11 protein-coding genes are annotated in these 14,925 nt (G+C 41.5%); 5 read left to right on the top strand and 6 right to left on the bottom strand.

Translation table 11 applies throughout. The features are described from left to right. Positions 1 to 8: 8 nt before the first annotated feature. Positions 9 to 1,244 carry a site-specific integrase gene (locus tag GD630_RS00055; RefSeq protein WP_005861712.1) on the bottom strand — a complete coding sequence of 412 codons (1,236 nt, stop codon included), beginning with the start codon at positions 1,242 to 1,244 and terminating at the stop codon, positions 9 to 11. Between the two features lie 355 nt (positions 1,245 to 1,599). Here GD630_RS00055 and mtaB point away from each other — a divergent pair, with 355 nt between their 5' ends. Genes mtaB through GD630_RS00035 form a run of 4 tightly spaced genes read left to right on the top strand, consistent with a single transcriptional unit; the run spans position 1,600 to position 5,402 of the window. Beyond that, positions 1,600 to 2,919: a tRNA (N(6)-L-threonylcarbamoyladenosine(37)-C(2))-methylthiotransferase MtaB gene (gene mtaB / locus GD630_RS00050; protein ID WP_143864937.1), complete on the top strand. Its 1,320-nt coding sequence runs from the start codon at positions 1,600 to 1,602 to the stop codon at positions 2,917 to 2,919. A 2-nt stretch (positions 2,920 to 2,921) separates the two neighbouring features. Further along, a complete protein-coding gene (locus GD630_RS00045) occupies positions 2,922 to 3,848 on the top strand; it encodes a lysophospholipid acyltransferase family protein (protein ID WP_143864938.1) in 927 nt (308 codons plus the stop codon). Further along, on the top strand, positions 3,845 to 4,873 hold the full coding sequence (locus tag GD630_RS00040) for a glycosyltransferase family 2 protein (RefSeq protein WP_143864939.1): 1,029 nt from the start codon (positions 3,845 to 3,847) through the stop codon (positions 4,871 to 4,873). The genes GD630_RS00045 and GD630_RS00040 overlap by 4 nt, the downstream gene beginning before the upstream one ends. Positions 4,874 to 4,877: 4 nt before the next feature. Next, on the top strand, positions 4,878 to 5,402 hold the full coding sequence (locus GD630_RS00035; protein WP_143864940.1) for a methylglyoxal synthase: 525 nt from the start codon (positions 4,878 to 4,880) through the stop codon (positions 5,400 to 5,402). A gap of 79 nt (positions 5,403 to 5,481) precedes the next feature. Here the strand turns inward: GD630_RS00035 and folB are convergent, their stop codons facing one another. The 4 genes from folB to GD630_RS00015 form a co-directional block, all read right to left on the bottom strand. Further along, positions 5,482 to 5,853: a dihydroneopterin aldolase gene (gene folB / locus GD630_RS00030; protein WP_143864941.1), complete on the bottom strand. Its 372-nt coding sequence runs from the start codon at positions 5,851 to 5,853 to the stop codon at positions 5,482 to 5,484. 10 nt (positions 5,854 to 5,863) lie between these two features. After that, the gene (locus GD630_RS00025; RefSeq protein WP_143864942.1) at positions 5,864 to 6,892 is read right to left on the bottom strand and encodes an acyltransferase family protein; all 1,029 of its coding nucleotides are present in this window, start codon (positions 6,890 to 6,892) and stop codon (positions 5,864 to 5,866) included. An 83-nt stretch (positions 6,893 to 6,975) separates the two neighbouring features. Further along, positions 6,976 to 9,657 carry a 4-alpha-glucanotransferase gene (locus tag GD630_RS00020; RefSeq protein ID WP_143864943.1) on the bottom strand — a complete coding sequence of 894 codons (2,682 nt, stop codon included), beginning with the start codon at positions 9,655 to 9,657 and terminating at the stop codon, positions 6,976 to 6,978. Between the two features lie 14 nt (positions 9,658 to 9,671). Continuing rightward, the gene (locus GD630_RS00015; protein ID WP_007767037.1) at positions 9,672 to 12,215 is read right to left on the bottom strand and encodes an adenosylcobalamin-dependent ribonucleoside-diphosphate reductase; all 2,544 of its coding nucleotides are present in this window, start codon (positions 12,213 to 12,215) and stop codon (positions 9,672 to 9,674) included. 285 nt (positions 12,216 to 12,500) lie between these two features. On the opposite strand from GD630_RS00015, the gene GD630_RS00010 reads away from it, so the two are divergent. Further along, positions 12,501 to 13,244, top strand: a complete 744-nt coding sequence (locus tag GD630_RS00010; protein ID WP_143864944.1) for an NADPH-dependent oxidoreductase — start codon at positions 12,501 to 12,503, stop codon at positions 13,242 to 13,244. An 80-nt stretch (positions 13,245 to 13,324) separates the two neighbouring features. On the opposite strand, the gene dnaA is transcribed toward GD630_RS00010, so the two are convergent. Then, positions 13,325 to 14,749 carry a chromosomal replication initiator protein DnaA gene (gene dnaA, locus GD630_RS00005; protein ID WP_143864945.1) on the bottom strand — a complete coding sequence of 475 codons (1,425 nt, stop codon included), beginning with the start codon at positions 14,747 to 14,749 and terminating at the stop codon, positions 13,325 to 13,327. Positions 14,750 to 14,925 lie beyond the last annotated feature (176 nt).

Raw genomic sequence — 14,925 nt, 5'->3', positions numbered from 1 at the left:
TCTCTTTTTTAGATGGTACAACCTGCAAATTCCTCAATGCCGTTCAACCTTGCCGCAAGGATCTCCATGTCTTGATTGAGTTTTTCTTTGGTTATCTTCGCGTAAATCTGCGTTGTCTTTATGCTCTTGTGTCCGAGCATAGAACTGACCGTTTCGATGGGTACGCCGTTGGAGAGAAATACCGTTGTGGCCGCCGTGTGGCGGCTCTGATGCCACGTGATATGCTTGGTGATGCCGCAACGCTTGGCGACGGCACGGATACCGGCAAGGCACGTGTTGTAATGCGGGACGGGAAATATCCTGCCGTTCTCGCACAGTCCACGGTATTTGCCGATTATGCGGTTGGCGATGTCAAGCAGGCGGATGTTGGACACCACGCCCGTTTTCTGGCGGTTGATGTTTATCCACTCGTGTTCATCGAAATAGGTGCGGATATTCTCTTCCGTGAGGTTGCGCATATCCGAGAATGACAATCCGGTGAAAGCGCAGAACAGGTAGAGGTCACGGTACAGTTCCTGTTTGGCGTTTTTCAGTTTGCCCTCCATCAGCAGGCGGATTTCCTCTTTGGTAAGGAAACTGCGTGTCGTTTCCTCCTTCTTGATTTCATACTCGCGGAACGGGTCGCGCGTCAGCCACTCGTTGTTGATGGCGATGAATACCATCGTCCGTAGCGGGCAGACGTACAACCAGACGGTATTGGTGCAACAGTGCTTGTCCGTGCGCAGGAACATCTCGAAGTCGGAGATGAAAGCCGGGGTAAGCTCTTTCAGGGCGATGTCCTTCACATGGTAGCGGATGTCGAGGAACTCTTGCAGGTGCTTGTAAACGATACGGTACTTTTCCAGTGTGCCTTTGGCTTTCATGCCTGCCTCCACCTGTTTCTCATAGTCCTCGTTGTGCTGGCGGAACACCTGCATCAGCGTGTGATAGCGGTGTTCCAGTCCGAGAAAGGCGTTTTTCACCTTTTCCGCCGTGACGAAGTTGTCACGCTCCATGATTTCCTGATAGTGTCTGTTGATGCGTACCCGCATTTTGTCAAGCATACGGTTCGCTTCGAGTGCCGCCGTGCTTCTGCCCGTGACACGTCCCCCTTTGGTGTCCCACAGTTTCGGATCGACAGTCAGCTTGCAGCTGAACTGCGTCTGGCTGCCGTCCACCGTGATGCGTCCCATGACGGGAACTGTCCCGTCTTTTTTCACTACCTGACGCTTGAGATAGTAGATTACTGAAAATGTACTCTTCATCGTCCTTAATTTTTTTGGTTTCAAAATTAGTTGGTGAAGAGTCCGGTGTCGGTACGCAAAACGGGGAGGAACGGCGCAATCTTTTTCCGTAAGCAAATTTTTCGCGTGAGTTGTCGGTAACTCACTATTCCTTAGCGTCTTGTTTCGTCATCCGTACCCGTTTGTCGCATTTTCGGGCATGGTTACGAACAAGTAACGTTGCGGCGTCAGGATTTGGCTTTGGCAGGGATTGTAATGGCTTCACGAATTTTCGCCACTTCAACTAAAACCCTTGTAACTCAATTCTATCACTATATCTTTCCGCATTTCACTTTTTTGTAGTAACTTTGCAAAGTTAATGTGTTTATAACAGCTTATGATAGATACCACTGTGTTTCAAGATAAGACAGCCGTTTATTATACATTGGGCTGCAAATTAAATTTTTCAGAGACTTCAACTATCGGTAAAATTCTGCGTGAGGCGGGGGTTCGTACTGCACGCAAGGGAGAGAAAGCGGATATCTGTGTGGTAAATACTTGTTCGGTGACGGAAATGGCGGACAAAAAATGTCGGCAGGCTATTCATCGATTGGTGAAACAACATCCCGGTGCTTTTGTGGTAGTGACTGGGTGCTATGCCCAATTGAAGCCTGGTGATGTGGCAAAAATTGATGGAGTAGATGTTGTATTGGGGGCGGAGCAGAAAGGTGAACTGCTGCAGTATCTGGGAAATTTGCAGAAACATGAAAAAGGAGAGGCTATAACTACTGCAACGAAAGATATTCGTTCGTTTTCTCCTTCGTGTTCACGGGGAGACCGTACTCGTTTTTTTCTGAAAGTACAGGATGGCTGCGATTACTTCTGTTCATATTGTACCATTCCGTTTGCAAGGGGGAGGAGTCGTAACGGAACTATTGCTTCTATGGTCGAACAGGCTCGGCAAGCTGCAGCGGAAGGTGGTAAAGAGATAGTCTTGACTGGGGTGAATATCGGTGATTTTGGCAAGACGACGGGAGAGACTTTCTTTGATTTGGTGCAAGCGTTGGATCAGATAGAAGGAATCGAGCGTTATCGTATATCTTCCATTGAACCGAATCTGCTGACGGATGAAATTATTGAGTTTGTATCCCATTCCCGTAGTTTTATGCCACATTTCCATATTCCTTTGCAGTCTGGGTGTGATGAAGTCTTAAAATTGATGCGTCGTCGTTATGATACGGCTCTTTTTGCATCGAAGGTGAAGAAAATCAAAGAGGTTATGCCGGATGCTTTCATTGGCGTGGATGTGATTGTGGGTACTCGTGGCGAGACTGCGGAGTTTTTTGAGCAAGCTTATCGGTTTATTTCCGGATTGGACGTGACCCAATTGCACGTGTTCAGTTATTCCGAGCGTCCCGGAACGCAAGCCTTGAAAATAGATCATGTGGTGTCTCCGGAAGAAAAGCATCAACGCAGTCAACGGCTGTTGGCACTTTCGGATGAAAAAACACAGGCCTTTTATGCGCGCCATATCGGACAGACGATGTCGGTGTTGCTGGAAAAGTCGAAGGGGAGTACTCCGATGCACGGATTTACGAAGAATTATATTCGTGTAGAAGTGGAAAGTGATAACTCATTGGATAATCAAGTGGTTAACGTGCGTTTGGGAGATTTTAATGAGGACAAGACAGCGCTTAAAGGCACAATTCTGATATAAGTATGAAATCTAAACTTATCTATTGGCTGGTATATGGTGGGATGTGGCTGTTTTCAGCTCTTCCGTTCCGGGTATTGTATGTGCTTTCGGATTTCAATTATCTGTTGATGTATCATGTGGGGAGATATCGCCGGAAGGTAGTTCGGGAAAATCTGGAAAAGTCGTTTCCGGAGAAGACTGAGGCGGAAAGATTACAGATAGAACGTAAATTTTATCGCTATCTTTCGGATTATATGCTGGAGGACCTGAAACTGTTGCATATGTCCGCTGAAGATCTTTGCCAAAGGATGATTTATAAGAATACAGAACAATATTTGGAATTGACGGAAAAATATGGAGGTATTATTGTGATGATTCCCCATTATGCCAACTATGAATGGCTGATTGGAATGGGATCGGTTATGAAGCCCGGTGATGTACCTGTACAAGTTTACAAACCATTGAAGGATAAATACCTGAACGAACTGTTTAAGCAGATTCGTTCCCGTTTCGGTGGATATAATATTCCTAAGCATTCTACTGCACGTGAAATTATCAAATTGAAGCGTGAAGGAAAAAATATGGTAGTAGGTCTGATTACAGACCAATGGCCTAGTGGTGATCGGTATTGGACTACTTTTCTGGGGCAGGAAACTGCTTTCTTGAATGGAGCTGAACGTATTGCAAAAATGATGAATTTCCCTGTCTTTTATTGTGAACTGACGAAGACACGTAGGGGATATTGTGAGGCTGAGTTTAAATTGATGACTGAAGCTCCCAAAGAGACAGTCGAAGGAGAAATTACGGATATGTTTGCCTATGAACTGGAACAGACCATTCGTAGAGAACCTGCTTATTGGTTGTGGTCGCATAAGCGCTGGAAATTTACGAAGAAGGAATGCGAACAAAAAGAACAGGAAGAACTTATTAAGAGAAAAGATAAGAGATGAAAGTATCAGTCGTCATTCTGAATTGGAACGGATGTGATATGCTTCGTACTTTTCTTCCATCTGTCATTCGGTATTCGGAGGGGAAAGAAATAGAAATCTGTGTGGCTGATAATGGTTCTACGGACGATTCGGTAACTATGATTCAGCGGGAGTTTCCATCCGTCCGGATGATTTTACTCGAACAGAATCATGGCTTTGCGGACGGATATAATTTGGCTTTGCGACAAGTAGATGCAGAGTATGTCGTTCTTCTAAATTCGGATGTTGAAGTGACGGAACATTGGTTGGAACCGATGATTGCTTATCTTGATAAGCATCCCGAAGTGGCTGCTTGCCAACCGAAGATACGAAGTCAGCGCCAAAAGGATTTTTTTGAATATGCCGGAGCGGCAGGCGGATTCATAGATAAGTATGGTTATCCTTTTTGTCGGGGACGTATCATGGGAGCAGTCGAAAAAGATGAAGGGCAATACGATACGGTGATTCCGGTTTTCTGGGCAACAGGAGCTGCTTTGTTTATTCGTCGTATGGATTATCTGGATGTCGGAGGATTGGATGGACGCTTTTTTGCACACATGGAAGAAATAGATCTGTGTTGGCGACTCCGTTCTCGAGGACGTGGGATTGTCTGCATTCCGCAAAGTGTAGTCTATCATGTTGGAGGAGCCACGCTTAAAAAAGAGAATCCTCGTAAGACTTTTCTTAATTTCCGTAATAATCTTGTCATGCTTTATAAGAATCTTCCCCGGGAGGAGTTAAATAAAGTGATGCGTATTCGGACTTGTTTGGATTATGTGGCGGCACTTACTTTCTTTCTGAAAGGAGATTGGAACAATGCTCGCGCAGTAATTCGTGCTCGGGACGAATATAAACGGATTTGTCCGTCATTTTCTTCATTAAGAGAAGAGAACCTAAGAAAAAAAACTTTGAATTTAATACCTGAACGGATAAAAAGTAGTATCTTGTGGCAGTTTTATGCGAGAGGATGCAAACGATTCTCTCAATTGTCGGACTTAAAAGGATAACGAAATGGAATCAAAGGTTAGAAGGGGCATCGGGCTGGTGGCACATGATGCGATGAAGAAAGATCTTATCGAGTGGGTGTTGTGGAATTCAGAACTGTTGATGGGAAATAAATTCTATTGTACAGGTACTACCGGTACACTAATACTGGAAGCATTGAAAGAAAAACATCCTGATGTAGAATGGGATTTTACAATACTGAAATCCGGTCCATTAGGCGGTGATCAGCAGATGGGATCACGTATTGTCGATGGGCAGATTGATTATCTTTTCTTTTTTACTGATCCTATGACTTTGCAACCTCATGATACAGATGTAAAAGCTTTGACTCGTTTGGCCGGTGTGGAAAATATCGTATTTTGCTGTAACCGTTCAACAGCGGATCATATTATTTCCAGCCCGTTGTTTATGGATCCTGACTACGAACGTATCCATCCTGACTATTCTAGTTATACAAAACGTTTCCAGAATAAGCCTGTGGTAACGGAAGCTGTGGAATCTGTGAATAGAAGGAAAAAGAAAAGATTATAAGCTACCAATAGAACTTTTACCATAATTTATTGTCACGTCTGCTATTCTTGATTGGTTTGGAATGGCAGACGTGTTCGTTTTATTTTCTGCTACAATGAAGTTCTATTCCTGTCGATTCTATGTCTGCTCCCATCGGTGGGTTTCGTTTGGATAGAAGCAGATCGATGTCTTCAATAGTAGCGAATTGTTCGAATAGTTTCTTCACAATTCGTTTTCCTACATGTTCCAGTAATTTGGATGAAATATCCATTTCTGTTTTTATAACGTTATATACTTCAGCATAGTTTACAGTATCTGTCACTTCGTCTGTCTGCATTGCCTTGCTGATGTCAACACCTAGTTTTAGGTCGATAATATACTCATTACCAATCAAATTTTCTTGTGGCGCTACTCCATGGTAGGCGTAAAATCGAATCCCTTTCAAAAGGATATGGCTTTTATTTATTTTCATATACTATTTATTATTTGGTATGAATCTGTTTAAATTTTAACAAGTCTTTCTGTGCAACCATTTGCGGGATTACTTTCAGAAAGAGGGGAGTGAGTAGAATACATATACTTAATGTTATGAACAAAAGTATTGTTGCTTGTGCCCAACTATCATGAATGTAGCGTGCTACCAATGGCGCTAGAAAATGGAGTATGGGGCCGTGTATGCTTAAGGTGATGATAGAGTACCTTCCTAGATAAGAAATAATCTTTACTCTTTTCACTTTTTTACAAAGTAGCATAATCATAAATATTCCGGCGAATGCAGCGATGTATACTTGAAAGATATTCCCGGAGTAGTTGTTTGTTCTCATCCCCAATGTAGTAGCAGTAAAATGCATGACTAACAATGCCAACAAAACGAAAAGCGGAATCAACTTATCAAAACGGTGATTTGGAAATAGGAAGAAGTTATATCTACGAATCCAGAATCCTGCTACATAGAAAGGGAGAGCCGTCATGGCAACATCGAGATAGAGAGGGAGCGTTATTTGTGCTTTACCTAGATAAAATCCTGCACATCCGATCAATAAAGTAAGAGCAAACATGGCAGGCAGATATTTATTTCTTAGGAAATGGACTAGATAAAACAGGATATTACAGTTGAATAAGGCTACTAGAAACCAGATCGGCGGATTGAATTTGATAAGGTCATGCCCATGAAATACTATCAAAAGCTCTTTCCATGATACAGGTAAATGGAATACTCCCGGTGCTATTTTCCAAATGATGTATTTGAGGAGGAATGCACTTAGATAGAAGAAAAGAAACGGGATAATCAACTTGTTTATTTTCCGAAGAATGAATCCTGATAAAGATCCGTATGGTTTAAAGAAAACTCCCGATATAAAAAAATACAGTGGCATGCGGAAACAGGATAACATAGAACCCCTGTCGAGTAGCTCAAAAGCTCCACCAATATGTGTCATGACTACGAGAATGATGCAGACTCCTTTAGTTAAGTCTACAAAATCAATACGTTTACTCGGAGCCTTTTTCATTCTTTTAATAAGCTGTTTACACGGATTATACAGATTTAAAAAGGAATTTGTATAATCCGTGTTTAATATAGATAGAAGTCAAATTATTTCTCCGGGTTTCTTCCTGTGTATTGTATTAATTCACTTATCTTGCTATTCAGTTCTTTGGCTTTCATCAGTTGCTCTAATGTGATATGCATCCGATATCGCCAATAATTTCGTGGATTGGATGGAACGTTGATTCGTTCTTCTTCCACATTAGGATTTCTCCATTTTCCATCAATTGACAACCAATCTTGAAAAGACAGTATGCAGAGAATAGAATTACTGTTGAGGTGATTGCGTACAATCTCTTCACAAAGTTCCGGAGTTGCAACGGCGGGAGCTGTACCATAATGTCCCAACATTGTATTGTAATAACGTTGGGTCTGTTGATAATCCTCTTCCCACCAGCCACGTAGAGTAGACATATCATGAGTGGAAATGGTGCACACAGATCGGTATGGATATTCATTTAAATGTCCGAACTCATGCGATGGATCCTTTGGCATTCGTTGAATTTCCAAACTAAGAATACGTAACTCGTTCATTACGGAGGATACACAAGCAGGAATCATTCCTAAATCTTCGCCACATACCAACATACGGGTAGATTGTGTCAATTGAGGTAACTTTTTCATGGCCTGTTGGTACCAAAAGTCGTTGTGGCGATGATAATAATACTGGTTGTATAATTTGTTGAAAGCATTCTTGTCTTCTTCGCTCAACGAACGGAAAATGAAATCACGTTGCGCTCCGATGCGGGGATGGTACTTTCCTTGTTCCTTCTTGTCCGGAATAAACAGTACATTACTGATTAAAGAATATAATCCATCACGGACCCAGATACTGTTTTCGTCATTTTTACCGGCAAAGAATTGTTTGACTTCTTGCTGTGTCTCAAAGCCAGGTCTCATACGGTAAATACCGGATTCGTCCACTAACTGGAGAAAGTCTTGTTTTACGAGATTGGCATAAGGTCCGAATACCTGTCCGAGAAATGATTCATGAATGAATGGAGACAGGTATTCTTCTCGGAATGTGAAGCCATAATTTTCTATCTCTTCTCTACTCATCGGTAGGGAGGGAACGAATTGTCCTAACAATCCATGTACGGCATTCATCGGTATTTCCCAAATACGGAAGAAGCCGAGAATATGGTCAATTCGGTAAGCATCGAAATATTCGGCCATTTTCTGGAATCTTTTCATCCACCAGCGATATCCGTCCTTTTCCATTACGTCCCAATTGTAGGTAGGGAATCCCCAATTTTGTCCGTTGACCGAGAAGTCATCGGGAGGAGCGCCTGCTTGTCCGTTGAGATTGAAGTAATGAGGTTCTGTCCAAGCTTCCACACTGTTGCGGCTAATGCCAATTGGTATGTCTCCCTTTAGTACAACCCCATTTTCACGAGCATATTTTGTCGCAGCCAATAATTGCAGATGCAAATGATATTGGATATAGTAGTATAATGCGATGTGGGGATAATCTACCGTTTCCGGTTGACACATCTTTTCTATCTCCTGTGGATCGTATACAGAATGTCTCGGCCATTCACGGAAGTCAGGGGTTCGGTAAGCATCACGCAGATAGCTGAAGACAGCGTAAGGTCGCAACCATTCTTTGTTAGCTTCGAAGAACTCCTTGAATTTCTCGGAAGCCAATACTTTTTCCCCTTCTTGCTGGAATATCAGATGGAAGAATTCCCATTTAGCCCGGTTAACAGCCTCATAATCAATAGTTGTAAGATTATTCAGTTCTTGTTGTTTCTGATTGAACCTAGAGGCTGCTTCTTTGTCTTTCAGTGTTCCCATTTGCTTTATATCCGCATACATCGGATGAAAAGCATAGATGGAAATACTGTTGTAGGGATAAGAGTCCGTCCATGTATGGGTCATGGTCGTGTCATTAATCGGTAGAATTTGGATGACCTTCTGATGGGTGTTTACCGCCCAATCGATCATGAGTTTCAGATCACCGAAATCACCTACTCCAAAACTTTTTTCTGATTTCAGGGAAAATACGGGGATGGCAATTCCTGCACCTTTCCACATTGGAATATCAAAATAGGCATATCGGTCGGAAATCACGAGTGTCTCGTTCGTCTTTATTTCCGGGTCTGCCAGATAGCGATTAGGGTTTCTCTCCCAGCAATCAATTTTTCTTTCCTGTTTATGGCAAAGGATAAATTTGTATTCCAAAGGATATTTGAGCTTGCTTGCATCTAGTTCCACCTGCCATTCGGGGAAATTGGAGTCACTCATAAAAACGGCTTTTTCCGGATTCCAGTTACCTAATGCTTTCTGATTGCCGCAAATGGCCAGACAATAATCTTTGTTGATGCGCGGGGCATAAGCTTTTATTATTAGCCCTTTCTTGTACCCTTGCGGAATGTCTTCTCTTTCGGGATGTGATAATAATGCTTCTGTAAAGGCAGAACTGTAAAGGTATAGTTGCTCCGGGATATTTTTCCAGCAATCATTGATTCTATACTTTTTTCTAGGAGTACCGGATAGGAAAAGGCATCGTGGAAAATTGTTCCATTCTTTGCGGATGACAATTCCGTTTTGTTCTATCTGGTAGCTATAATGGATAGTCAACCCTTCTTGAGGAACTTCCAGTTCCACTTCTGCCGTCCAATATATACCGTCTGTAGTGTACATTGGGGTGGATTCCGTCGATAAGCCTGCAAGCTTGACTTCCTCCCCCCAATTGGTACGGTATTCGATATTAAATGATAAGATCATATATTATAGAATGTTTATCCACATCTGGAAGCCCCGCAAGTGGTACAAATCAGACATCCTTCCTGATAAACGAGAGTTTCATTGCCACAGTTCGGACATTTCTTGCCTTTTGCTTCGGTTCCATCCTGGATGTACTTCTTCAGAGCGCGTTCTACACCGTTTTTCCAAGTATTGATATTTTCACTGTTCAGTTGCAAAGAACCTACCAGTTTAATAACTTGTTCTATTGGCATTCGGTAACGGAGTACTCCGGAAATCAATTTGGCGTAGTTCCAATATTCTTTATTGAACTTCTCAGACAATCCTTCAATAGTCGTCTTATATCCGCGTTTGTTTTCAAATTGGAAGTCGTAACGCTTCGTTCCGTCTTCATCTATATTTTTGATGATACGTCCGCTAGTCACGCTCTTAGGTAATAAAATACCTTCATCATCATCTTGCAGACCGGTGAAGATTTCATAAGGATGTCCATCTAGCAGGCCAACGAAAGCCACCCATTTTTCTTTGTTATTCTGGAAACGTACAACATCTGCTTCTAATATTCGTGGACGCACTTCTACGACCGTAGGCGGTTTGCAGGGGGGAAGTTCCTCTTTCTTGTTTTTGTCGGATTTGGCTGAGATAAGTACACCGGAACGGGAGCCGTCACGGTATACGGTACAACCTTTACAACCGGATTTCCATGCTTCCACATATAAACGGTTTACCAGATCCTCGTCTACGTCATTCGGCAGATTAATGGTTACGCTGATGGAATGGTCTACCCATTTTTGGATTCTTCCCTGCATCTTTACTTTCATTAACCAGTCGACATCGTTGGAAGTAGCTTTATAATAAGGAGACTTGGCTACTAATTCGTCAATCTCTTCCTGAGAATAGCGTTTGGACGGATCGTATCCATTGGCTTCCATCCATGTGACAAACTTGTGATGGAATACAATATACTCTTCGAATGCATCTCCTGTTTCATCAACGAAGTCGACATGAACATTTGTGTCATTCGGATTCACTTTTCTTCTACGTTTGTAAACTGGCAAGAATACCGGTTCAATGCCAGAAGTTGTCTGAGTCATCAGGCTGGTTGTTCCGGTGGGAGCGATAGTCAGGCAGGCAATGTTGCGTCGTCCGTATTTCTTCATTTCTTCATACAGCTCAGGATCGGCTTCTGCCAAACGTTGGATGAACGGATTGTTCTGCTCGCGTTTGTTGTCGTATATTTCGAAAGCACCGCGCTCTTTCGCCATTTCTACAGAAGAACGATAAGCGCCAAGAGCTACTGTCTTATGTACTTTTTCTGAAAACTCGGTAGCCTCTTCTGTTCCGTAGCGTAATCCCAGCGCTGCGAGCATATCACCTTCTGCAGTGATACCTACACCTGTACGTCGTCCTTGTCCGCTTTTCTTATATATCTTTTCCCAAAGTACACGTTCTGCCCGCTTCACTTCGTCGTTTTCCGGATCCTCATCAATCTTGTGCATGATGCGTTCGATTTTCTCCAGTTCGAGGTCGATGATGTCATCCATGATACGTTGAGCTAATGCCACATGTTTCTTAAACAGATCAAAATCGAAATAAGCATTCGGTTTGAACGGATTCACTACATATGAATACAAATTGATTGCCAAGAGACGGCATGAGTCGTAAGGACATAGAGGTATCTCGCCACATGGATTCGTGGAAACGGTCCGGTAACCTAAATCTGCGTAACAATCCGGTACAGATTCGCGAATTATTGTATCCCAGAACAGAACACCCGGTTCTGCTGATTTCCATGCATTGTGAACGATCTTCTTCCATAGAGTGGAAGCATCTATTTCTTTTGTAAATGTAGGGTCGGAAGAATCAATAGGATATTGTTGTAAGTATGGTTTTCCGTCAACAGCAGCCTGCATGAAAGCATCGTCTAATTTCACGGAAACATTTGCTCCGGTTACTTTTCCTTCTGTCATTTTTGCATCGATGAAAGCTTCTGAGTCCGGATGTTTGATAGATACACTTAGCATGAGTGCTCCGCGACGTCCGTCTTGAGCTACTTCACGGGTCGAATTGGAATAACGTTCCATGAATGGCACAAGACCTGTTGAAGTTAATGCTGAATTTTTAACGGGAGAACCTTTCGGACGGATATGGGATAGGTCATGGCCCACTCCTCCACGTCTTTTCATCAGTTGTACTTGCTCTTCGTCAATTTTAATGATAGCACCATAAGAGTCGGCAGCACCATCTACGCCGATAACAAAACAATTGGATAGGGAAGCAACTTGATAGTCGTTACCGATTCCTGTCATCGGGCTACCTTGCGGAACAATGTATTTGAAGTGATCCAATAGATCGTACAGTTCTTTTGCTGTTAGAGCATTCGGATACTTCGATTCGATGCGTGCCACTTCATTAGCAATTCTCCAATGCATATCTTCCGGAGACTTCTCATAAATGTTTCCGAAAGAATCTTTTACTGCATATTTGTTTACCCAAACTCTTGCAGCAAGTTCGTCACCTTGAAAATATCGTAAAGATTCTTCGTAGGCTTCGTCATAAGAATAAATTTGTTTTTCCACGATGCAATATGCGTTAAATCTGATTTTTAATAAGTAATGTGTAGAAGTTTACTTATCGTTAACAAATGTGGATGCAAATCTAAGAATGTTTTTTCATCTATCAAAATAAAAATGAAATAATTTATTAACAGGCTGTAAGTTTTCTATTTGCTAATGATAAGTATTTGATAAACAGGGGAATTTGCTTTTTTATTAAAGGTTAAAGTTTTCCAAAAAGAAAACTATTCTGTTCTGTAGATATAGCAAAATAGATTTTTCTTTTTATATCTTTGCAATAAAAAAGAAATGTTTGAAACCGTAAAGAACAGAAGGACTATCAGGAAATATCTATCGAAGGATATTACTCCTAATTTGTTAAATGATTTGCTTGAAGCTTCATTCCGAGCTTCTACGATGGGAGGTATGCAGCTTTATAGTGTGGTTGTGACTCGTGACGCTGAAATGAAAGAGAAGCTTTCGCCGGCTCATTTTAATCAGTCTATGGTGAAGAGTGCCCCTGTTGTACTTACTTTTTGTGCTGATTTTCGTCGCTTTTCAAAATGGTGTGAGCAAAGAAAAGCTGTACCTGGCTATGACAATTTAATGTCTTTTATGAATGCGTCTATGGATACTCTGCTTGTCGCACAGACTTTTTGTACGTTGGCAGAGGAGGTAGGACTCGGAATTTGCTATTTGGGGACCACTACTTATAATCCTCAAATGATTATCGATACACTCCGGTTGCCTGAATTGGTGTTTCCTTTGACGACAATTACAGTCGGTTACCCGGATGGAATTCCTGCACAGGTTGATCGCTTGCCTTTGGAAGCTGCTGTACACGAGGAAATGTATCATGATTATACACCGGAAAAAATAGATAAACTCTATGCTTATAAAGAATCATTGCCTGAAAGCAAACAATTTATAGAGGAGAATAAGAAAGAAACTCTAGCCCAGGTCTTTACAGATGTTCGTTATACAAAGAAAGATAATGAGTTTATGTCTGAAAATCTATTAAAGGTGCTTCGTCGGCAGGGATTTTTGAAATAATAGTGAACTGAAATAATGGTTAGTGGAGTAGTGATTAGTGAATATGGCTTGTGAAACATGAATCATGAGCCTGCTAATCACTAATCATTAATTCCTTTTCTTTTTAGTAACGCTTCAATTTCCTGCACTTCTGCATTAAAACTCTTATCTACTTCCAGTTGCCCTTTCACGGTTTTGCAAGCGTGAAGTACGGTTGCGTGGTCTTTGTTGCCAATGAATTTGCCGATCTTAGAAGTTGAAAAGTCTGTGTGATTTTTAGCTAGATACATGGCAATCTGACGTGCTTGCACCACTTCTCTCTTTCTGGATTTAGTGTGTATAGCTGCAGGTTCCAAGTCGAAATGTTTACATACTACCTTAAGGATATCATCTATGGTGACGGCTTTCGTTTCGTTGTGAACAACACCATGCACGATATGTTGAGCCAGATCCATGTCTATTTCCTTATTGAAAATAGTAGAACGTGCCATGATAGCAATAACGATACCTTCCAAATCACGTACGCTTTCATTCACATTTTCGGCAATATAATCGATTACCTCCTCTGGAAATTGGAGTCCATCGCGATGTATTTTATTGCGCAGAATATTTTTGCGAAGTTCTACGGTCGGTTTTTCCAATTCAGCTACCATACCCCATTTGAAACGGGTAAGCAGACGTTCTTCAATACCTTGCAACAATACAGGAGCACGGTCGGAAGTCAATATAAGCTGTTTACCGTTCTGATGTAGATGATTGAAGATGTGGAAGAAATTGTTTTGTGTTTTGGTAACACCGGCAAATTCCTGGATATCATCAATGATTAATACATCGATATTTTGATAATATCTGATAAAATCATTAGTTGTATTGGTACGTACTGACTCCGTATATTGTACCTGGAATAAATGTGCCGATACGTACAATACACTTTTTTGAGGGTATAATTCTTTAATTTTGGTACCGATAGCATTGGCTAAGTGTGTTTTCCCTACTCCGGAAGCTCCATAGAGGAATAACGGGTTGAAAGCTGTTCCTCCTGGTTTCTCGGCGACGGCTTCAGCTACACTTCTTGAAAGTTTATTACTGTAACCTTCAATGAAGTTTTCAAAATTATAATTGGGATTTAAATGTGAATCTATATCTTGAATGATATGGTTCTCTAAGAAAGTGGGTATTTTCCGACCATCTGTCGATATGCTTTTAGGAGTTACAGCCGTAGAACGATTGCTTGCTTCGAGATTCACGGTTTGGTTCGGAATCGAAGTTTTGTCTACCATGACGTTGTACATCAACTTGGTTCCTTCGCCAATGACCTTATACAATGTCTTGCGTATTAAATCTACAAATCTTTCCTCCAGAATCTCATAGAAAAACTGGCTGGGAATCTGTAAATACAAAGTTTTGTCCTCATATTTTAATGGAACAATAGGGGCAAACCAAGTGTTATATGTCGTATCGGGAACATTGTCTTTTATGATATCGAGACAGCGGTTCCAAAGTACGACATGATTTGATTCTATCATAGTAACTTTTAATACATTTATTAATTAAGCAAAACTTCTACGTTTGCAAAATTGGGAATCTTATTCGGAAAAAACAAATCTATTTTTTCTTGTTTTTCTCAAGTGAATAATAACGTGTTTACTTTCAATGACTTATGTGTTTATGTCTTTGTTCTATCACTTATCCCAGTCTTGCT

The organism is Bacteroides zhangwenhongii (assembly GCF_009193325.2).
Classification (GTDB): Bacteria; Bacteroidota; Bacteroidia; order Bacteroidales; family Bacteroidaceae; genus Bacteroides; species Bacteroides zhangwenhongii.
The sequence above is the reverse complement of the archived record's forward strand: the minus strand, read 5'-3'. Positions and strand labels throughout refer to the sequence as shown.